Below are 20,716 nucleotides of genomic sequence, written 5' to 3' on the forward strand. Positions count from 1 at the left end.
ACAGGTAACAGGTAACAGGTAACAGAAATTGAGTTGAGAAATTATCAGTGAGGAAAGGGAACAGGGAACAGGGAACGGGGAACAGGTAACAGGTAACAGGTAACAGAAATTGAGTTGAGAAATTATCAGTGAGGAAAGGGAACGGGGAACAGGGAACGGGGAACAGGTAACACCGGAACAGGTAACAGAAATTGTTCATGAATCATTTATGGTATTATTTCTTGGTTTTGTTCACAAATTAAATACGAGTCCTATAGCACAAATATTAATATGGGAAACATTCGGGTAATTGGCCCTAGAGGGTCAGGGAAAACCACTTATTTAGCCGCCTTAGCTTACCAACCATTAAAGGCGCTCAAGGAATATCAAAACTTGAAGGTGCAAGCGGTCAATGACGACACCAGAAACCTAGCTGGTAAAGCAGAGAATATCATTAGTCAAGGCGCATCTGTGGAGCCTACAAGTTCTGAAGTCAACACTATCTATGATTTACCTTCCTACTCCTTTAATATAGAAATTAAACGGCGGTTTCAGAAACAACAGGAACAAATAAATTTAGTCGCCAGGGACTACCCTGGAGAAATTTTTGAGGATTTAGAGTTTGGGTCATCCAACCCTTTACATCAAGAATTTATTGAGGAATGTTTGACCCCCGATGTTAATGGTTGTTTAATCTTACTCACTCATTGGCAATCGGGAACTGATAGTTCTTACGGTCGCATTGTACAACGGTTTCTGGAATTAATGGATAAATACGAACGGACTAGTAATTTACGGTTAGCAATAGCCATGAGTAAATGTGAACGGGGAGAACTATGGCCTGGTCGTCTTGACCCCGAAACTGATTTATTTAATGTGCATTTACCCAGAACCACGCACATATTACAACAGAATATCCCCGCCCAGAATCTGGGATTTTATGCCATATCTACCTTTGGGGTGTTAGGACGCAAAGACCCCCGACCCAATCGCACCCTAGAATGGGGAACCGACGGTAAACTGGCTGTTTTAAGAGATGCTCAAAAATGGCGACCTTATAACCTAGTGGCTCCTCTCTATTGGTTAAGTACAGGGAGGAAATTAGGAAATGATGCGTAATTGGTTTGCTAAAGCTAACTCAGAACCCCAACAAAGTAACGCGGTGATTCGGGTGATAGGCGATCGCGGTTCGGGTAAAACCGGATATATGGCATCATTAGCAAGATGGCCCAATGCAGACCCCAACAGTCCGGTACAAGTGGTCACCGCCATTGGGGAGTCTGGGGAAGAACTGATCAATCAAGCTCAGAACATACTGGAACAGGGGTTAGAACTAGAAGCTACGGATTTAAAAGGTGATGCAACGGAGCTACTAGACTACACCCTAAGTATTACCCTCAAAAAGCAATTTTCCCGCCGTAACCCCCAGATTAGCAGTTCTAACCTAGTAACTCTCAACATCAGTTGTAAAGACTATTCGGGAGAGTTTTTTAGTGACCTGCTCCAGCGCAGCGGTGACCCCCTACTAGAACAGTATTTAGAGGACTGTTCCCAAGCTACGGGGATTATCTTTTTAGTGGATGGGAATAGCCGGGCTAAAGATAGTGAATACGCCAACGGCTTAGATAAATTTTTAACCTGCCTAGACCGCACAGATATCAACGCAACTACCCGCAGAATAGCCCTAGTTTTAAACAAGTGTGAACAGTCGGAACTGTGGGTAAACCGCCATAAACCGGGGTTTTTAGCCCAAGCCCGGTTTCCCCAAACCTGCCGCAAGTTGAAAACCTGGGAACAAATAGGAGGGGGTAAAGTAGATTACTTCACCGCTTCCGCCTTTGGGATGTTGGGGAGTAAATACCCCGAACCTAATGTACAAGTTTTAAAACGTGGTCGGGATGGGGTAACTGCAGTGATTAAAAATCCCAAACTGTGGCGACCCTTTGGTTTAGTGGCTCCCATTTATTGGTTGTGTACAGGTGACAGACATCAAGAATTAGATAAAGGGTGAAATCATGATTCCAATTCACGAATTTAGCACTGGTATTAAGGCAGAAAGAACCCCTAACGGTGGTTGGGTATCCCTAGGATTTCTGGGTAAATATATCAACTGCACCCTAGAACCCATCCCCTACCCTGTAGAGCGTTCCATTGCTAACCAAGAATTTGCCCTCACCGAAGGAGCTTCTACAGACCAACCCGCCATTATTGGGCGAGTAGTGGGGACTGGGGAGGACTCCTGGGCGGTGATAGCTGTAGTTACACGAGCTAGGGATGAAAAACGGCGCAGTTTATCTGTATATCGTTATTTCTTGACTCCCGGAGCCAATAACCTGCGCTATGTCTTAGCTTGGTGGGAAAGTCAGGGAAGACCGACATTTAACCCCTTTGATGGTAAATATATAGGGACATATGCCTATTTTGACCCAGCCTCGGCTCCTTCATCTGACTATGACCCCACAGCCAACTATATAGAACTAGTACCTACAAAACCCACATTACTAGAACCATACCAGTATAACTTAACAACTATCCACACTCTGGCGATTAAGAAACATAATCTAGATCCCACCCAGCCTATTTCCTGGGCTTTTAATGTAGAAGCAGTGGAAAAACCCCACAGCTTTCAGGTGATCCAACCCAGTTCCCCCAGAGCCTATGAGACCTTAGAAAGAGAGATTAGTAAACCACCCCGGTCATTACCAGCAGTATTTATAGATGAAGCGGCGCTGAAGTCAGCCATTCGAGCTTTAATCAACAATTCCCAAGTTAAAGCCGATGCTGTGCAAGTTATTGTCAAGGAACTGAATAATAAACAGATTACCCCCCAATATTGGGAGGCTTTATTTGATGGTCAAGGCGCAAGTACCGCCATTACTCAAAGAAACTATAGCCCTCCCTTAGTCCGACTCATCACCCTGCGCGCCATAGTCATCCCAGAGACTTTACCAGAGTTTCTCAAGTGGTTAAATGTCCAGTCGGGTAAACAACCCAGTGAGGCGGAAAGTATTTCTTTGCAGTTTCAAGGTGCTATCTGTGAGTATTTCCCCAAGGAGAAATTAGGCGCGGGAATTAAATTACTTATTCCTTACTTGCTTAAAGAGGAAATTTCCCCAGAGTCTATACAGTGGTTATTTATTAAAGGTAGGGCGTGGGCTGTTTGTTATAGTCAGTTTATTAAGGATGTACACTATGACTTGGAAGTAATTCATCAACAATCTAAGGTTTATACAAATACTAAAGACTTTGATAGTTTGAAGTTTCCCCTGGATATTTGGCAAGAGTTAATTAGTTCTTGGAATGGTATTATTTCTGGTTACTACAAGCTAACTGACTACGAGCCTTTGGCGGAGTTATTTGAGCTATTGGAAAAATATGATTTATCTGCTTACTTTTATCAAGTAAGTAATGGTGAAGTTCCTAAAGATGTATTTTTGGCTGCTTCTCCTAATCCTAGCAATGAACCTTATTCACTAAAATATTTAGGTTTAACTCTTCAAAGACAAATTACTTTAAGTGAGCAAATTATGAAATTTACAAAGTTAGGTTTAACCATTGCAGCAGGTGTGGGTTTTTTGGGTTTAGTTTTTTTCGCTGGTTATTTCGTAGGAGGTGGGTTTTCATCAGACAATATAAAAAACGTAAAAATACTAGAAAGTGAAAATAAAGATAGTAATAATAATAAGGAACAAGTTATTGAGGAAATTGTTAACAGTACAAAACACACAGAGACAGAAGTAAAAGCTAAATTAAAGACAGTATTAAAAAATGTTCAACCCCAAGAATATGAATCATTAAAAAATGTTGAATCATTTATTGAAGATATTAAATTATCTCAAAAAATATCTGCTTATCATACTGAAGACTCAGGAGAATCAGAAAAACTAGGTTTTTCTGAATGGTTATCTAATTTGTTATCTGGAAGTAATACTAGTGATACAAATCGATATCAAAATTTAGTAAAAGATGTCTCAAGTAAACTCAGAGAAGATGCAATAAAGGAAGCAATTAAATCTGATAATTTTGATATAACCATGGGTTCTTTGGATGATATATTTGGATCTTCTGAAGTAAGCGCAAGTCAACAACCAATGCCAAACACAGTTAACACACCAACAGACAAGCAAAAGTCACAAAAAATAATATCACTATATAAGAAAATAAAATCAAATCCTGAGAACGAAGAGACTAAAAAACTCTTAGTAGGAGCTATATACGATTATCAACTATCTACTGAAGATAAAGGAGTAAAACCCGATGGGATTATACGTGAAGGTAAGGAGACATATAAAAAATTAAAACAAGATATAGGAACCTAATTTAGATACCCAAAATTTCTTAAAAAAATTCTGGGATGTCGAGTGACTCGAAAAGCAATTTAGAAAAGGGCGGGCAGGATGCCCACCCCACAAGATTTATAATCTTAATATTATTCCACTTAAAAAAGGGCGGGCAGGATGCCCACCCCACAAGATTTATAATCTTAATATTATTCCACTTAAAAAAGAGCAGGGAGGATGCCCACCCCACAGGATTTATAATCTTAATGTGTGTACTTTATTTACTTTAAAAATGGTGGAAATACAAATACATAATAACCATGATTCCAATTCATGAATTTAGCACCGGTATTGAAGTAGAAAGAACCCCTAACGGTGGTTGGGTATCCCTGGGATTTACCGGTAAATATATGAACTGCACCCTAGACCCCATCCCCCTGGTTGTAGAGCGTTCCATTGCTAACCTAGAATTATTTACCCTCACCAAAGGAGCTTCTATAGACCAACCCGCCATTATTGGGCGAGTAGTGGAGACAGGGGAAGACTCCTGGGTGGTGATGGCTGTAGTTACACGAGCTAAGGATGAAAAAGGGCGCAGTTTATCTTTGTATCGTTATTTCTTCACCCCCGGAGCCTATACCTGTAACCTGCGCTATCTCTTAGCTTGGTGGGAAAGTCAGGGAAAACCCACATTTAACCCCTTGGATAGTAAAAATATAGGTCAATATGCAGAGTTTGACCCAGCCTCGGCTCCTTCATCTGACTATGACCCCACAGCCAATGATGTAGAACTAGTACCTACAAAACCGACATTACTAGAACCACAGCAGTATAACTTAACAACTGTCCACACCCTAGCTATTAGGAAACACAATCTAGATAAAACCCAGCCTATTTCCTGGGCTTTTAACGTAAAATCACTGAAAAAACCCCGCAGCTTTCAGATCATCCAACCCGCTTTTTTAAGAGCTTATGAGAATTTAGAAAGGGAGATTAGTAACCCACCCCCGTTACCCACAGACGCAAGTGCTGATGACATAGCACCAAAAAAGACTCTTGATAAAGCATCGACTAAAAAAGCCATTAAAGCCGCACTGCAAAGCTTAATCAATTTCTCACAAGTCAAACCCCCAGCTGTAGAGACGATTATTGACACCTTAGAAAATCAGCAACTGAATACACAAGAATGGTACAGTTTATTTGATGCTGAGGGTGCAAGCACCGCCATCACTGAAAAAATTTATAGCCCTCCCTTAGCGCGACTCATGACTCTGCGCGCCATAGTCATCCCTGAGACTTTACCAGAGTTTCTACAGTGGTTAAATATCCAGTCAGGTAAACAGCCCAGTGAGGCTGAAAATACCTCTTTACAGTTTCAAGGTGCTATCTGTGAGTATTTTCCCACAGAGAAATTAACAGCGGGAATTAAATTACTTATTCCGCAGTTACTCAAAGAGGAAATTTCCCCAGAGTCCATAAAGTGGTTATTTATTAAAGGTAGGGTATGGGATGTTTGTCTTAGTCAGTTTATTAATGATGTGCGCTATGATTTGCAAGTAATTCATCAACAATCTAAAACTGATATAAAAAACTTTGATAGTTTAATGTTTCCTTTGGAGATTTGGCAAGAGTTAATCGATGGTTATAATAACGAGTTAAATTTACCTGCGATCGCCCGTTATTTGAGTTTAGCCCAATTATTTGAGCTACTAGAAGATTATAAACTATGTGCATACTTTTATCAAGTCAGTCAGGGATATGTACCTCAAAAAATATTTGAAATTGCTTTTGGTTATGTGGAAACTCCCACAACCTTTTTAGGTTTAGAAATTCACGCGGAAACTAGTTTAGGTGAATTTTTTATTAAAGTTGCCAGGTTTAAGGTAGCAATTGCAGGAGTTTTTAGTTTATTACTTTTATCTTCCTTTGGCGGTTATTATCTAGCGGGTGGGTTTTCCCCATGGCGAGAAGAGATGAAAACCCTAGAAAGTGAAGCTAAAAACATTGAGGAAACTGAAAAAGTGATTAATAACATTGTTGAGAAAACAGGCTCTGAAGAGGAAAATGTAATAAAGAAATTTAATCAGGTCTTAACATCACAGCAAACTCAAAATGGACAAAATACAATAAATAATTTAAATCAACCCATTGATAAACTTAAATCAGATATTGAAATTCTTGAATTGTATCAGAAAATATCTGCTTATCATGAGGTGAAAACACCCACAAACCCTCAAAAATTTAATTGGCCGTGGTCAAATCAACCTGATATGAGATCAACCTATCAAGAGTTAGAGCAGAAGGTATCAGAACAACTGAAAAATGAAATTATTAACACAGCACTTAGAAATGACAACTTTAATGAAACAATGACGGCGTTAAATAAGCTTATGGAAGAACTAAACATATCTGACGATCAGGATAAAAGCCGGTTATTAAAACAGGTTCTTGGCTTACAAGAAGATTGGAATTTCTCAGATATAGACTCTGAAGATCCGAACAAAAGAACAGCAGCTAAAACTCAATTAGTCAAAGCTATATATAAGTATCAACAAAGTCCAGGACTAACAGCCGATGGCATTATAAATAATGGGCAAGCAACATATAACCGATTAAAACAAAATGCTCAGGGAAGGTATTGATGTTGGTGGTTGAGGGAAGTCGAAATTGCGATCGTCCCTTGATGTTCCCTTCGACTACGCTGATGGGAACTGATCTCGGTGGTTGAGCGAAGTCGAAACCACGATCGTCCCTGATGTTCCCTTCGACTACGCTCAGGGAACGGAGATTGTCCTTGATGTTCCCTTCGACTACGCTCAGGGAACGGAGATTGTCCTTGATGTTCCCTTCGACTACGCTCAGGGAACGGGGATCGTCCTTGATGTTCCCTTCGACTACGCTCAGGGAACGGCGATCGCCCCTTGATGTTCCCTTCGACTACGCTCAGGGAACTGATCTCGGTGGTTGAGCGAAGTCGAAACCACGCTCGTCCCTGATGTTCCCTTCGACTACGCTGATGGGAACGGCGATCGTCCTTGATGTGGGTGGTTGAGGGAAGTCGAAACCGCGATCGCCCCTTGATGTTCCCTTCGACTACGCTCAGGGAACGGAGATTGTCCTTGATGTTCCCTTCGACTACGCTGATGGGAACGGCGATTGTCCTTGATGTTCCCTTTGACTACGCTGATGGGAACGGATTGATGTGGGTGGTTGAGGGAGGTCGAAACCGCGATCGCCCCCCTGTGATAAGATGCCCACCCCACAGGATTTATAATCTTAATGTGTGTACTTTGATTTTATTTCAGGGGAATACTGTTTTCATTAGAGGTTGTTTGGAAAGTTCGGCGCGGGTTTCGCTTGGTTCATCATGGCTCATCTTGAGAATATGGGAGTCTAAGACGGGCAGTAGCGATCGCTTCTTGTAGTTTAGCTTGTAACAACTCTTTTGGTGGTAATACTGTGAGATATTCGGCAACATGAATACCACTTTTATCTAGTTCTAATAATTCGATTTGCTCTTGTTTTTTCCCTGCACATAAAATAATTCCTAGCGGTGGCTGTTCGTCGGGTTCTTGATCATATTTAGCCAACCAGCGCAGATAAAGTTCCATTTGTCCTTTATATTCAGGTTGGAAGTTACCTAGTTTCAAGTCAATGGCTACAAGGCGTTTAAGTTTACGGTTATAAAATAGCAAGTCTATATAAAAATCATCGTTGTCTATTTGTAGGCGTTTTTGACGAGCAACAAAGGTAAATCCTACACCAAGTTCTAGTAAAAATTGCTCAATTTCTCTGAGTATGGCATCTTCTAAATCTTTTTCTAGATAGCGATCGCGTAAATTCAAAAAATCTAAAATATAAGGGTCTTTTAGGACAATATCGGGTGATACTTGTTGAGTTTGGCGCAGTTGCTCTAAATCATTGCGGATGGTTTCTTCAGGTTTACGGGATAGGGCGGTGCGCTCGAATAACATAGAGTTAATACGTTCTTGCAATTGGCGGACACTCCATTTTTCCAGACGGGCAATTTCAATATAAAATTCTCGTTTTAGGGGTTTATCTATTGCTGTTAAAAGTCGCAAATGGGACCAACTCAATTTAGAACACAGTGTGTTCACAATCTCAATATTTGGAAATGTCTCGGCAAACTGGAGGCAATGTCGCAGTTGTCTTTCACCCCAACCTTTACCATAGGTTTGAGTTAGCTGCTGAGATAAAGAAACAATAATTTGTTTGCCATATTCAGCGCGTTTACCTTGTAAAATTTCGGTGTGTATGCGTTTACCAACTTGCCAATATAACAGGGTTATTTCTGCATTGATGGCAACGGCGGCGCGTTGTTTGGCTGTGTCAATTAATTGCCGAATGTCTTGTAACAGATCATTGGTTTGTGTTAAATCATCATTCATGCTGCTGTTTCCTCCCCTTTATATGCTGTGGTCGGTGGGCGAAGTCGAAACCGCGATCGCCCCTTGTATTGTTCCCTTCGACTACGCTGATGGGAACGGCGATCACCCCTGATGTTCCCTTCGACTACGCTCAGGGAACGGCGATCGCCCCCCTGTGAGAAGATGCCCACCCCACAAGATTTATAATCTTAATGTGTGTACTTTATTTACTTTAAAAATGTTGGAAATACAAATACATAATAACCATGATTCCAATTTATGAATTTAGCACCGGTATTAAAGTAGAAAGAACCCCTAACGGTGGTTGGGTATCTTTAGGGGTTATGGGTAAATATATCAACTCCACCCTAAACCCCATTCCCTCGGTTATAGAGCGTTCCATTGCTAACCAAGAATTTGCCACCATAGGAGGAGCTTCCGACGAGCAACCCGCCATTATTGGCCGAGTGGTGGGGACAGGGGAAGACTCCTGGGTTGTGATGGCTGTGGTCACACAAGCAAGGGGTGAAGGTGGCTACAAATTCACTTTCTATCGTTTTTTTTTCACCCCTGGAGCAAATAACCTGCGCTGTCTCATAGCTTGGTGGGAAAGTCAGGGAAAACCCACATTTAACCCATTTGATGGTAAATACATAGGCGAATGTGCATATTTTGACCCAGCTTTGGCTCCTTCATCCGACTATGACCCCACAGCTAACTATATAGAACTAGTACCTACAAAACCCACATTACTAGAACCACAGCAGTATAACTTAACAACTGTCAACACCCTAGCCATTAAGAAACATAATCTAGATCCCACCCAACCCATTTCCTGGGTGTTTGATGTAGAAGCAGTGGAAAAACCCCGCAGCTTTCAGATTATCCAACCCGTTTCCCCACAAGCTTATGAGAATTTAGAAAGGGAGATTATTGATAAAGCATCGACTAAAAAAGCCATTAAAGCCGCACTGCAAAGCTTAATCAATTTCTCACAAGTCAAACCCCCAGCTGTAGAGACGATTATTGACACCTTAGAAAATCAGCAACTGACTTTAGAAGAATGGTACAGCTTATTTGATGCTGAAGGTGCAACCACCGCCATTACTGAAAAAATCCATAGCTCTTCCTTGGTGCGACTAATGACACTGCGTGCTATAGTCATCCCAGAAACTTTACCAGAGTTTCTAGGGTGGTTAAATATTCAGCCTGGTAAACAGCCGAGTGAATATCACAATATTTCTTTACAGTTTCAAGGTGCGATCGGTGATTATTTTCCCCAAGAGCAACTAACCAAGGGAATTAAATTACTTTTACCTAAGTTACTCCAAAAGCAGATTTCCCCGGAGTCTATAAATTGGTTACTGCTTAAAGGTAGTGCTTGGGCTGTTTTTCGTCATCGGTTTATTAATGATGTGCGCTATGATTTGGAATTAATTCATCAACAATCAGATACTGATGCCAAACACTTTGATAATTTGAATTTCCCTCAAAAGATTTGGCAAGAGTTAATTATGTGTCGGCAATTTATTATTTATGATTCCTACAAGTTATCTTACTACAAGCCTTTGGCGCAATTATTCGAGTTACTACAAGAATATGATTTATCTGCCTACTTCTATCAGGTAAGTGATGCTATAGTTTCTAAAAATGTATTTTTAGGGGCTTGTCCTAACCCTAGCAATGAACCATATTCACCCACTATTTTAGGTTTAACTTTTAAAAGAAAAATAAACCCAGTAGAGACAATTACCAGATTAGTAAAGTTTAAGATCAAGAATGAAATTTTATTACCTGTTTTGTTGTTATTAGCATTTATTACACTTGGTTGGTTAAGAGGATATAACGCTATTTTTGTTAATTATAACTCAGAATCTAGCACTCAATCAGCAACACATCTAACTAGTCTAATTATCACAACAGCGCTGGCAAATGCCAACTTTAATAATAGAACAATGACGGCGTTAAATAATCTCATGGCGGAACTAAGAATATTTAACCCGCAGGAAAAAACCCAGGTATTACAAGAGGCTCTTAACTTACCCTCTGATTGGAGTTTATCAGATATAGACTCTACAGATGAAACAAAAAGAGTAGTAACTAAAATTCAATTAGTCACAGCTATATACAAATATCAACATAATCAGAACCTAACACCCAATGGCATTATAGATAATGGGGGCGCAACATATAACCGATTAAAACAAGATGCTCAGGGAAGGGATTGATGTTGGTGGTTGAGGGAAGTCGAAACCGCGATCGCCCCTTGATGTTCCCTTCGACTACGCTGATGGGAACGGCGATCGTCCCCCTTATGTTCCCTTCGACTACGCTGATGGGAACGGCGATCGCCCAGCACCACACCTTAACCTTAATATCATAAATCTTGTGGGGTGGGCATCTTGCCCGCCCTTCCACTCAGATAAAATGGGCTGTATATTTACATTCTGGTCAAGTTATTAATGCGGTTGTGCAATAGGAGCATTGATTTAGGTGGAGGTTAACAAATAGTGTAATATCTGCTGTATTAAATACTTGCCAAGTTCTGCTCCAACTGTTGTTATTAGGTCTGTTGTTATTGGGTCAAACATTTTTCTATTTTTTTTACTTTACAAGGATACAATATCAGTTTCACCTGATTAACCCAGATTGATGGAGGTCACTTTGTTAACTGTGCCAATCTCGCGAATCTTGCCAGGTTTTGGGATTACAATAGCCTTCTGCTGCTGTTGGTCTGATGCTATTTGGCAATATTCAAAGGCTGGTTTAACAGAGGGCTGGTGTAACTACTGCTCGTCTACCGTTCCCAATTAAACGACCAGGGGCGATGACTTCTCTACGGATGCGACTATGTTCAACTACTCCCCAACCAGCAGCAGTTAAGGCGGGGTCAATTAATTCGGCGCGGGTTTGGGCTTCGTTCATATTTCGCTGATCTCGATTTGCTCTAAAACACTTTTTTGTTGATTTTGTAAGGGTTTCAGGATTTGAGAGTTACTAATCTCGATTTGCTCTAAAACACTATCTACGCCCAAAAAGGCAGATATCTGGCATAGCGCGTAGAATTGGTTTCAGATTGATCTGCTTTGATTAATCCAGCCTCTTTTGTATAACCAATAATCTGAGATACCGTTGCTGTTTGTGTTTCACTTAAATCAAACCTTTCCCGTAGTGTCTGGTTACACATTCTTTTATTATTGACATATAACAGACAGCAATGTTGATAACAAGCTCTAATTCTGTCTGTTTTGCTCATATCCCCAAAATCCTGATAGGCAAATAGGATTGTTGTAGTGCGTGTATCACCTACTCGGAAATCTGGTGCAGGTAGTTGAAACATTTCTGCTGCGCTGACAACTTTATCAATACCACTACCTTTTTCTTCACATATACCGAAAAGTCGCATTAAATTAGCAAGTTGTTCATTACGGGAACGATTTTCATCAATAAATCGCTCTACCTTAATGGGTGGAATACCAGGATTAGATATCTCAATGCGATCGCTAAACATCTCGATCATCACTGAAGTACCTGTTGCGAGAAAATCCTGATGTACCAAAGCATTAGCAATCAGTTCTCTTAAAGCCTGTTTCGGAAACATCTTTACTTCTTCTCGCACAACTTTTTCTATGAAGCGATTTTGTGGTGCGGCTGAATCGACAAAATCTACTAATCCATGAAAACCAACTGCATAACCATTAACACGTGTTGTTTCATTACGAGTTTTTAACTTATCTATACCCAAGGAATGTAAATATATCAGCTATTTATACTGTATATCAAAGTACAAGATACTCTAGAATTCCTCAGAGCCAAGTTGATTGTAAATGTCAAATAATTCCCAACAAATATGGAAGTAAGCGTTATAAGATACAAATAATTTAACTAAATAGTTAGAACAATTCTAACTCTAGTTGATTTTTTTGGCTTTTATCTGATTTTTTTTGACCATTCCCATTTAGTTTTGGATCTATGGGAATATCTTCACCTTGCAAACTAGCTGAAAAAGCTGCTTCCTCATACAGCAATCGCTCGTACATTTCCTGTAAATGGTACTCTTCCGGGTATATCTTTGCTTTGCTTCTATCTGATGCTCTTTCTCCAATTTGCACATCAAATCTAAATCTTTCGATTGGCTCACCTGTACGCTCAACATAATCTCGTAAGGTTTTTAGGTTGGGAAAATAGCCTTTTTCATCAGGTTCTCCTCTGAGTCGCCGAAGTGCTACTTGATGATATTTTGGATCTATTTCCGTACCTATAAAGTCTCGGTTATGGTTTTGAGATACAACTGCTACCGTACCCGCACCCATATATGGATCAAAGACTAAATCACCTTCTTGGGTTGTAGCTAATACAATTCTGGATATCAAATCTTCTGGAAATTGGCAAGGATGTATTGTTTGTTCTTCATGATTATGTTTCACGTTCCGAAATAACCAAATGTCTCCAGGATTTTTACCATCTGGATTACATGATAATTCTCCCTTACGAGTTCCTCGATAATATTTTTTATTTTGATATTTTTGTGGAACCCTTATAGAATCTAAATTGAATGTATATTCATTAGTTTTAGTAAACCACAGAATTGTTTCATGTCTACAAGAAAATTTTTTTTGAGCATGAAGGCCATGTTGTCTAGCCCAGATAATTCGATTTCTAGGGAGCAAACCAAATGATTCTAGTATTGGAAAGAAGCGGATATCAAGAGGGATAATTGTACCTTTATCAGAAAAAGCCCCTACCTGCCAAAATAGAGAACCTGTTTTTTTAAGAATACGGCTGCACTCTCCCAGGACAATTTTTTGTTCCTCTAGATAAATATCAAGAGCTTGTCTTGCTTCGTATTCCTTTCCTAAATTATATGGAGGTGAAGATACAATTAAATCAACACATTCCCCTGGCATTTTTTTTAATAATGTTGTGCAATCTCCTAAAATAATTTGATTTATTGGTAGTTTTGGTTTTTCAGTATTCAACGCTATACCTACTTTTGATAAACAACAACTCAATTATTAACTATAATAACCCAAGATAGGTTATGGACCAACATCACACATCAAACTATATTAATACAAATAATACAAGTAATACATATAATATACTCATAATCCGTTGGTTTCCCAAGGATTGGGTAAAATTAACTTCAATGCGATAGCGAAGCGCTGCTGTAAGCAGATCGCCCCCTTGATGTTCCCTTCGACTACGCTCAGGGAACGTAGATCGCCCAGCACCACACCTTACAGCACTTTTCAAGTAATTAAAGTACACACCTTAATATCATAAATCTTGTGGGGTGGGCATCGGTGCCCGCCCTACCGTACCCACTCAGATAAAATGCGCTGTAATATCATAAATCTTGTGGGTTGGGCATCTTGCCCGCCCTTCCACTGCAATAAAATGGGCTGTATATTTACATTCTGGTCAAGTTATTAATGCGGTTGTGCAATAGGAGCATTGATTTAGGTGGAGGTTATCCCAGTGCGATCTGCTTGCAGCAATGTACCAAGATTTACATAGTATACCACCCAGTCAACTTAACACAGTCGCCTAACCAATTTAGATCCCCGACTGCTCTAAGGAGTCGGGGGTATTTTATGCACTATTACATACACTTCTATACTAAATTGGGGTGAAGAGGATGTTAAAAATCTGATGATTAGCGGATCAAAATTGTTTCACCCCACCCTAACCCTCCCCTTGTAAGGGGAGGGAACTTGATTTTGGTGTTCCCTGTGTTTAGTACTTAATCAGAAAGTGTCCGTACACATAAAAATTTACCCCTATGGGAGTGTAAGATAAAGTGAGAATCTACCTGTACATTTTGGCTGGACTCACATCAGCTTTAATTGGCTGGAATTTGGGTCAATTCTTCCTCACCGACTTGGGGATATTAAGACAGTTTCCCGAAATTGTGTTATTTCCCTGTGTAGCTATATCTTTAGCTGCGGGTATGGTGATGAATGAAATATTTATCAGCAACCCCACCAGGTATAAACTCAACTTTCGCATTGTCAAGAGACCTTTATTAATTGCTCTGGGTTTGGGTGGTTTAGCCGGGTTGATTGGTGGTGTAATTTCCCAGGTTCTCTTTTTACCGGTGCTGGGGGTTCCCAGTGCCTTTGTGAGAACTTTGGGATGGTTGGTAATTGGTGCTGCGGTGGGTATTGCTGAGGGTTTAAGCTGGCGTTGGCACAGTATGGAAGCGGGGGACCCGAAACGGTTCCGCAAACGCTTAAATACTAGCTGTGTTGGAGCGATGGCGGCCAGTTTATTGGCGGCGGCGCTTTTTGAATTCATCCGTGCTGCTTCAGGGACATCAACGGCCGAATTTAGGACTATTGAAGACCCTTTGGGTTTTGCGGTTCTAGGGTTAGTGTTGGGGATAGTTTTTAGTGTGACTAATTCTCCGAGCTATATGGCGGCTTTAAGAGCTGGTACAGGTTTTGAGTATACACGGTTTAAAAAAGATGAGTATAGTCATGATGAGGATGGTGAACTAGTATTAGACAATTCGCAAACAACATCACCATATATAGATAAATCCCTATTAAGATTTGTCAGCGATGGCGAAGCTGAGGATATTGAAGAAGGTTTATCAATTCAATTACCCAGCAATGGTAAGGTAACCATTGGCTCTGGGGTAGATAGAGCACATATTTATCTGCCTGGAGTTGCTCCACACATGGCAGACTTAATAGTGAAACAGCGTGAGGTGGTTTTAGTTCCTCAGAGGGAGCATTACGAAAAAATAGAAATTAACGGTTCCCGGTTAAATTCCTCAAAACAAATACCTTTAAAGCATAATCACGTTTTGACTTTTCACACAGTCAAAATGGATGGCCAACATGAAGAAAAATTTTATCGTTTTGTCTACTATAATCGGTTCCTTGACCCACAAGCTTAGTTTGTCGGTGTTGGTGGTAGCTTCCTTAGCTGCTCCCAGTTGGGGAAAGGAAAATCAAGCGGAAATTGTTGGTAATCCTCAAGTTAACGATGACCGGGTTACTGTTCGCGTTCAGGTAACTAACGCAGAAAATAGGCGGCCAATTATGGGTCTACAAGAGGATAATTTTAAGTTACTTGTAGACAAAAAAGAATTTAATTTTCTCCCCAGAGACTGGAAAAGTCCAGAAGAAAGTTCACCCCCTCCAGCTTGGGTAGTTGTGCTGTTAGATTACAGTGGGAGTATGAACCGGTTAGACAGTAGTGGTAAAACCAGGTTTGCTGGTGCAATTAGTGCTGTGGGTCAGTTCGTTAATAGCTCTAGTCAACGGGGGGGTAATACACAAATATCTATCGTTCCCTTTGGGGTGGGTGGGAGTAAGTGTCAAGATTTACCGGTGAATCCTACAACCTTGGGTAGGTTTTACCCAGCAAGTCATATTCAACTACAAAACTATCTAGACTATTTAGGAACGGTCAAACCCTGCGCTGCTACTAACCTTTATGAACCGATTAAGGAGGCGGTAAATTTTCTGGGAAATGAGAAAGACCCGCGTTTTGATATTTCGGAAAAGTTTAATCAACCGCAACCGAGATTATCAATTATTCTGTTATCGGATGGGTTTCACAATCAGGGGAATGAACAACAAGATTTTGATGCTTTAAAGGGTTTGTTTAACCGCTATAGTCATATTAATGTCCATACTTTGGGTTATGGTTTGACTCCCGCAGAGTTGGGAAAAAAATATCAGCTGGGTAGAGCTGCGACCCGTGCTGATATTGGGACTGGTGCGCGTAAGGTTCCAGAAGATGAGTTTGTAGACCAACAACGGTTAAAGGAAATTGCTGATTTAACGGGGGGAGTTGCGGAATTTTCGGGAAACGCTACAAGTATCGCTGAAAACTTACAACTATTTCTCAATGCTTTATTAGGTGAATATGAAATTACCTACACCCAACCAAATGCAGAACGGGGGAAAAAGCATCAAGTCCAAGTGGTGGTGAATGTCCCCGGAAGTGAAAAACCAGCGGAGTCTGATACTAAAGATTACAGAATCACTGTATTTGGGCGATCGCTCCCTGGGGTAGTGCGCCTAACTATATTTATACTCACATTAGGGGGAATTGGTGTGGCTGGTGTAGTACCATTTTACTTTTGGGGTAAGTATTTAAAAGAGCAGGCTTTAGAGACATGAATAAACTCACCTTAAGCCTGATATTATTAATGAGTTACGGCTGTAGTCAACCAATATTCAATTCTCGCTCTGCTATCGCACCTGTTACCTCACCCTCCGGTTGTTCACAGACATCTAAAGTTAACCTGAATCAACAAAATATCACCGAAGTTGTACTAGATGAACAGATGTTAGTTAAATCTGGTCGTGTGACTGCTACGGAAGCTGTGGGTTATAGGTTTGATGCACAACAAGGTCAAACATTCACCTACAATACTAATGATGATATTTGTATTGTGGTTTATACCCCAGATAATCAAATCATTACCAGTGGGGAATTACCCACCAGGGGAAAATATATTGTTCAAGTTTCCGCACCCCAAAATGATAGAGCATTTGGTTTAGGAATGTCTTTAACCAGTCCTGTTGTGGAAGATATTCCGGAGACTCCCACACCAGAACCGACAACTGTAAATACTGCTAGTAGTTCCCCAACCACTAACCAAACTACCGTCAAAAATACTCCCAGGAGGACTAAAACACGAAGACCTAGACCTGTAAAAACTGCTAGTAGTTCCCCAACCACCGACCAAACCACTGTCAACGATACCCCAACCACTGAAACACCAGAACCGACAACTGTAGACACTGCTAGTAGTTCAACCACGGACCAAACTACTGTCAACGATACACCAACCACTCAAACACGTAAGTCTATACCCATCCCAGTACCTTCAAACTCGGCTTTAGTATCTCAGTCGGTTAGTTCCCCATCACGGCCACCAGCTGATGATTTTGTCAGAAACCACTATACAGCACTGAATAACCGTCAATATGATCAAACATGGACTAGGTTATCTCCCCAGTTTAAAGGTATATCGGGAGATTTTTCTAACTATCAAGAATGGTGGGATAGTGTAGCAGAAATCAGAATTGGTAATGTGGAGCTAATTAGTCAAAACAGCGATCGCGCTGTAGTTGATGCTCAACTATGGTATGAAATGAAAAATGGGAGAGTTGCAGAAGATAAGAAAACCAGAATTTCTCTGATGTGGAGTGATGAGGCTAACAGCTGGTTATTTGTCCGTAAATCATCACCCTAATTATCAAAACCATCTTTAAATTTAATCAGTATTTACTCATCCAACACCATGAATAACCTACTCACTAACAACCGCTATGAAATCATCAGTCCCCTTGGTGCTGGTGGCTTTGCAGAAACCTTCTTAGCCTATGATACACAAATGCCTTCCCTGCGGTCAGTGGTGGTTAAACACCTTAAACCTAATAGGCAAAATGGGGATTCTACATCTACTGAATTAATCGCCAACCTTTTCCGCAAAGAAGCAGCAATACTCGAAGAATTGGGAGCTAATTGTCCTCAAATTCCCGAACTCTATAGCTACTTCTGCGAGAATAATGATTTTTATCTAGTTCAAGAACATATTCAAGGTAAAAACTTGGCTCAAATGGGTAAAATCAACTCAGAAAAAGCCAAAATTATTCTCTCTTCTCTGTTAACTACCCTGCAATATATCCACAGTAAAAATATTATTCACCGGGATATTAAACCGGAAAATATTATTATCCGGGATAGTGATGGGCTACCGGTATTAATTGACTTTGGCGCAGTTAAAGAAACTATGGGAGCTGTTACCCTAACTTCAGGTTCTACCGTTAGTTCCGTCATAGTGGGAACTAGAGGATTTATGGCGCCAGAACAAACTGCAGGTAGAGCAGTGTTTAGTACAGATTTATATGCTTTGGGATTAACAATGATTTATGCTTTAACTCAAAAATTACCCATTGAGTTTAGCACCAGTTTAATTACAGGAAACTTAGACTGGCATAGTCATGTACCCAATCTTGACCCTAAATTAGCACAAATCTTAGATAAGTCCATCATCATGGATTTAGGTGGGCGTTATCCCAGTGCGATCGCAATGTACCAAGACTTACATAATATGGATACTGGGGCGCAGGGAATAGCACCCAGTCAAGTTAACACAGTCATTGTCGGGAGTAAAGCAGGGACTAAATACGATCAACCTGGGGAAAATACCCCTGTAAATCCACCAACAGAGGTGATCAATCATCAAACCAACCAAAACTCAAACCAAAAACCCAAACGGTGGATTTTTGGGTCTGCAATGATTATCATATTGCTTCTGACTAGCTTAAGTATAGTGGGTGGTTTTTTCGTCACCAGACAGATTTCAGAAGCACAACAAAAAGCAGCTGAAGCAGAACAACAGCGACAACAAGCGGAGGAAAAACGTCTAGAAGCAGAAGCAAAAGCAGCAGCAGCAGAACAACGCAGACAGGAAACCGAGCGACAACAAGCTGAGAAAGAGCGACAACGTTTAGCAGCACAAGCGCAACAAGTCAGACAAGAGCGAGAACGTTTAGCCACTGAAAGAAAACGCTTAGAATCTTTTCAGAGGGAATCTTTTCGGAGGGTAAGTCAACCAGTACATAATATTTCTCAAAATGAAGCATTACAAATAGTTCAAAGTTGGTATGAGGCTAAACCGCAAATTTTTGGGCCATCTTACGATTTAGACTTAGTAAACCAACTAGCAACAGGGAATCTTTATTATAAGACTACAAAGCCTGATGGTTCAGTTGCTTGGTTACAAAATAACGATGCTTACTACACGTATACCACATCCCAAATTACAGGTATTGAAGAATTTTCTAACTCTGGTACACGACCATATATAAAAGTGAGAGTTTTTGAGGATTTATATCTCCACGGGAGACGAGGTATTGATAGAAAAAACTCAGGTCCTTATAGAGGTACATTTACTTACGTATTTGAACAGGAAAACGGTGTCTGGAAAATTTATGACTACAAAAAGGTACGGTAATTAATGGCTAATAATACTAGGTTTCGTGGGAAAATAAAAAAAATACTCTGTATTAATAAGAGATTAACCTTGTCTTATCTGGGTTTTATCTGGGTTTCGCTCCTACCTATAAAAAACTATGAATAAACTTACCTTGGCATTAACATTATTACTAACCTACGGGTGTAGTCAACCAATATTAAATTCTGGATCTGCGAGCGCACCTGTTGACTCACCCGCTGGTTGTCCAGAGAAACCCACACTCAACCTAGACGAGCAAAACGTAGAAGAGATTAACTTAGATCAATCATTAGTTAAATCGGGTCGTGTGACTACTACTGAATCTGTAGGTTATACATTTAGTGCAGAATCGGGTCAAACACTCAGCTACAGCACTAATGATGATGTGTGTATTGTGATTTATACCCCAGATAATCAAATTATTGACAGTGGGGAATTAACCACCAGCGGAAAATATATTCTGGAAGTTTCCGCACCCCAGGGGATAAGAGCATTTAACCTATCAATGTCCTTAACCAATCCTGAACCGGTAAATGAGGAACCTATTGCTGTCAATCCTCCCCCGACTCCCACACCTACCCCTGTCAATCCTCCCCCCGCTCCCACATTTACCCCTGTACAGACTCAACAACCAACACCCCAACCCCCCAGGGTTTCACCCCAGAGGGTGAGTCAACCAGTACATAATATTTCTGAAGATGAAGCATTACAAATAGTTCAAAGTTGGTATGAGGCTAAACCACAAATTTTTGGGCCACCTTACGATTTAGACTTAGTAGACCAACTAGCAACAGGGAATCTTTATTATAACACCACAAAAGATGATGGTTCAGTTGCTTGGTTACAAGATAACGATGCTTACTATACATATACGACATCGGAAATTACAGATGTTGAAGAATTTTCTAACTCTGGTACACGACCATATATAAAAGTGAGAATTTTTGAGGATTTATATCTCCACGGAAGACGAGGTATTGATAGAAAAAAGTCAGGTCCCTATAGAGGTACATTTACTTACGTATTTGCACAAGAAAACGGTGTTTGGAAAATTTATGACTACAAAAAGGTACGCTAAT

18 protein-coding genes and 1 pseudogene are annotated in these 20,716 nt (G+C 40.4%); 12 read left to right on the forward strand and 7 right to left on the reverse strand.

Annotation, left to right across the window (positions count from 1 at the left end):
• The first annotated feature begins 270 nt into the window (after positions 1-270).
• The 5 genes from PN447_RS03975 to PN447_RS03995 all read left to right on the forward strand — a co-directional run bounded on the left by PN447_RS03975 (position 271) and on the right by PN447_RS03995 (position 7,184).
• Positions 271-1,098, forward strand: coding sequence for a hypothetical protein (locus tag PN447_RS03975; protein ID WP_271760992.1), 828 nt, complete (start codon positions 271-273; stop codon positions 1,096-1,098).
• Positions 1,088-1,990 (forward strand): hypothetical protein, encoded by a 903-nt coding sequence (locus PN447_RS03980; protein WP_271760994.1) that lies wholly within the window; start codon positions 1,088-1,090, stop codon positions 1,988-1,990. Before PN447_RS03975 ends, PN447_RS03980 begins: the two co-directional genes overlap by 11 nt.
• Before the next feature lie 4 nt (positions 1,991-1,994).
• Positions 1,995-4,298, forward strand: coding sequence for a hypothetical protein (locus PN447_RS03985; RefSeq protein ID WP_271760996.1), 2,304 nt, complete (start codon positions 1,995-1,997; stop codon positions 4,296-4,298).
• A gap of 281 nt (positions 4,299-4,579) precedes the next feature.
• Positions 4,580-6,901 (forward strand): hypothetical protein, encoded by a 2,322-nt coding sequence (locus tag PN447_RS03990; protein WP_271760998.1) that lies wholly within the window; start codon positions 4,580-4,582, stop codon positions 6,899-6,901.
• A gap of 82 nt (positions 6,902-6,983) precedes the next feature.
• Positions 6,984-7,184, forward strand: coding sequence for a hypothetical protein (locus PN447_RS03995; RefSeq protein ID WP_271761000.1), 201 nt, complete (start codon positions 6,984-6,986; stop codon positions 7,182-7,184).
• 83 nt (positions 7,185-7,267) lie between these two features.
• Here the strand turns inward: PN447_RS03995 and PN447_RS04000 are convergent, their stop codons facing one another.
• The 3 genes from PN447_RS04000 to PN447_RS04010 form a co-directional block, all read right to left on the reverse strand.
• Positions 7,268-7,522 (reverse strand): hypothetical protein, encoded by a 255-nt coding sequence (locus PN447_RS04000; protein WP_271761002.1) that lies wholly within the window; start codon positions 7,520-7,522, stop codon positions 7,268-7,270.
• Between the two features lie 102 nt (positions 7,523-7,624).
• Complete coding sequence (locus tag PN447_RS04005) at positions 7,625-8,668, reverse strand: PDDEXK nuclease domain-containing protein (protein ID WP_271761003.1); 1,044 nt, start codon at positions 8,666-8,668, stop codon at positions 7,625-7,627.
• Entirely contained in the window at positions 8,665-8,838 is a 174-nt protein-coding gene (locus PN447_RS04010; RefSeq protein ID WP_271761004.1) for a hypothetical protein, read from the reverse strand. Before PN447_RS04010 ends, PN447_RS04005 begins: the two co-directional genes overlap by 4 nt.
• 75 nt (positions 8,839-8,913) lie before the next feature.
• On the opposite strand from PN447_RS04010, the gene PN447_RS04015 reads away from it, so the two are divergent.
• Positions 8,914-10,875: a hypothetical protein gene (locus PN447_RS04015; protein WP_271761005.1), complete on the forward strand. Its 1,962-nt coding sequence runs from the start codon at positions 8,914-8,916 to the stop codon at positions 10,873-10,875.
• On the forward strand, positions 10,875-11,030 hold the full coding sequence (locus PN447_RS04020; protein WP_271761007.1) for a hypothetical protein: 156 nt from the start codon (positions 10,875-10,877) through the stop codon (positions 11,028-11,030). The genes PN447_RS04015 and PN447_RS04020 overlap by 1 nt, the downstream gene beginning before the upstream one ends.
• Positions 11,031-11,437: 407 nt before the next feature.
• On the opposite strand, the pseudogene PN447_RS04025 reads toward PN447_RS04020, so the two are convergent.
• From PN447_RS04025 to PN447_RS04040, 4 genes and pseudogenes are all read right to left on the reverse strand, one after another.
• Positions 11,438-11,572 (reverse strand): annotated as a pseudogene (locus tag PN447_RS04025) (type I restriction endonuclease subunit R); the annotation flags it as partial.
• A gap of 100 nt (positions 11,573-11,672) precedes the next feature.
• Positions 11,673-12,392, reverse strand: coding sequence for an ATP-binding protein (locus PN447_RS04030; RefSeq protein WP_271761011.1), 720 nt, complete (start codon positions 12,390-12,392; stop codon positions 11,673-11,675).
• Positions 12,393-12,540: 148 nt separating this feature from the next.
• A complete protein-coding gene (locus PN447_RS04035) occupies positions 12,541-13,626 on the reverse strand; it encodes a DNA-methyltransferase (RefSeq protein WP_271761013.1) in 1,086 nt (361 codons plus the stop codon).
• A 126-nt stretch (positions 13,627-13,752) separates the two neighbouring features.
• On the reverse strand, positions 13,753-13,884 hold the full coding sequence (locus PN447_RS04040; protein ID WP_271761014.1) for a hypothetical protein: 132 nt from the start codon (positions 13,882-13,884) through the stop codon (positions 13,753-13,755).
• Between the two features lie 566 nt (positions 13,885-14,450).
• On the opposite strand from PN447_RS04040, the gene PN447_RS04045 reads away from it, so the two are divergent.
• From PN447_RS04045 to PN447_RS04065, 5 genes are all read left to right on the forward strand, one after another.
• Positions 14,451-15,554 (forward strand): hypothetical protein, encoded by a 1,104-nt coding sequence (locus PN447_RS04045; RefSeq protein WP_271761015.1) that lies wholly within the window; start codon positions 14,451-14,453, stop codon positions 15,552-15,554.
• Positions 15,538-16,788 (forward strand): vWA domain-containing protein, encoded by a 1,251-nt coding sequence (locus PN447_RS04050; protein WP_271761016.1) that lies wholly within the window; start codon positions 15,538-15,540, stop codon positions 16,786-16,788. The genes PN447_RS04045 and PN447_RS04050 overlap by 17 nt, the downstream gene beginning before the upstream one ends.
• Positions 16,785-17,870, forward strand: coding sequence for a hypothetical protein (locus tag PN447_RS04055; protein WP_271761018.1), 1,086 nt, complete (start codon positions 16,785-16,787; stop codon positions 17,868-17,870). The genes PN447_RS04050 and PN447_RS04055 overlap by 4 nt, the downstream gene beginning before the upstream one ends.
• 48 nt (positions 17,871-17,918) lie before the next feature.
• Positions 17,919-19,637, forward strand: a complete 1,719-nt coding sequence (locus PN447_RS04060) for a protein kinase domain-containing protein (protein ID WP_271761020.1) — start codon at positions 17,919-17,921, stop codon at positions 19,635-19,637.
• 118 nt (positions 19,638-19,755) lie between these two features.
• The gene (locus PN447_RS04065; protein ID WP_271761022.1) at positions 19,756-20,715 is read left to right on the forward strand and encodes an ARC6/PARC6 family protein; all 960 of its coding nucleotides are present in this window, start codon (positions 19,756-19,758) and stop codon (positions 20,713-20,715) included.
• Position 20,716 lies beyond the last annotated feature (1 nt).

It is taken from the genome of Anabaena sp. CS-542/02, assembly GCF_028331085.1.
Taxonomy (GTDB): domain Bacteria; phylum Cyanobacteriota; class Cyanobacteriia; order Cyanobacteriales; family Nostocaceae; genus Anabaenopsis; species Anabaenopsis arnoldii.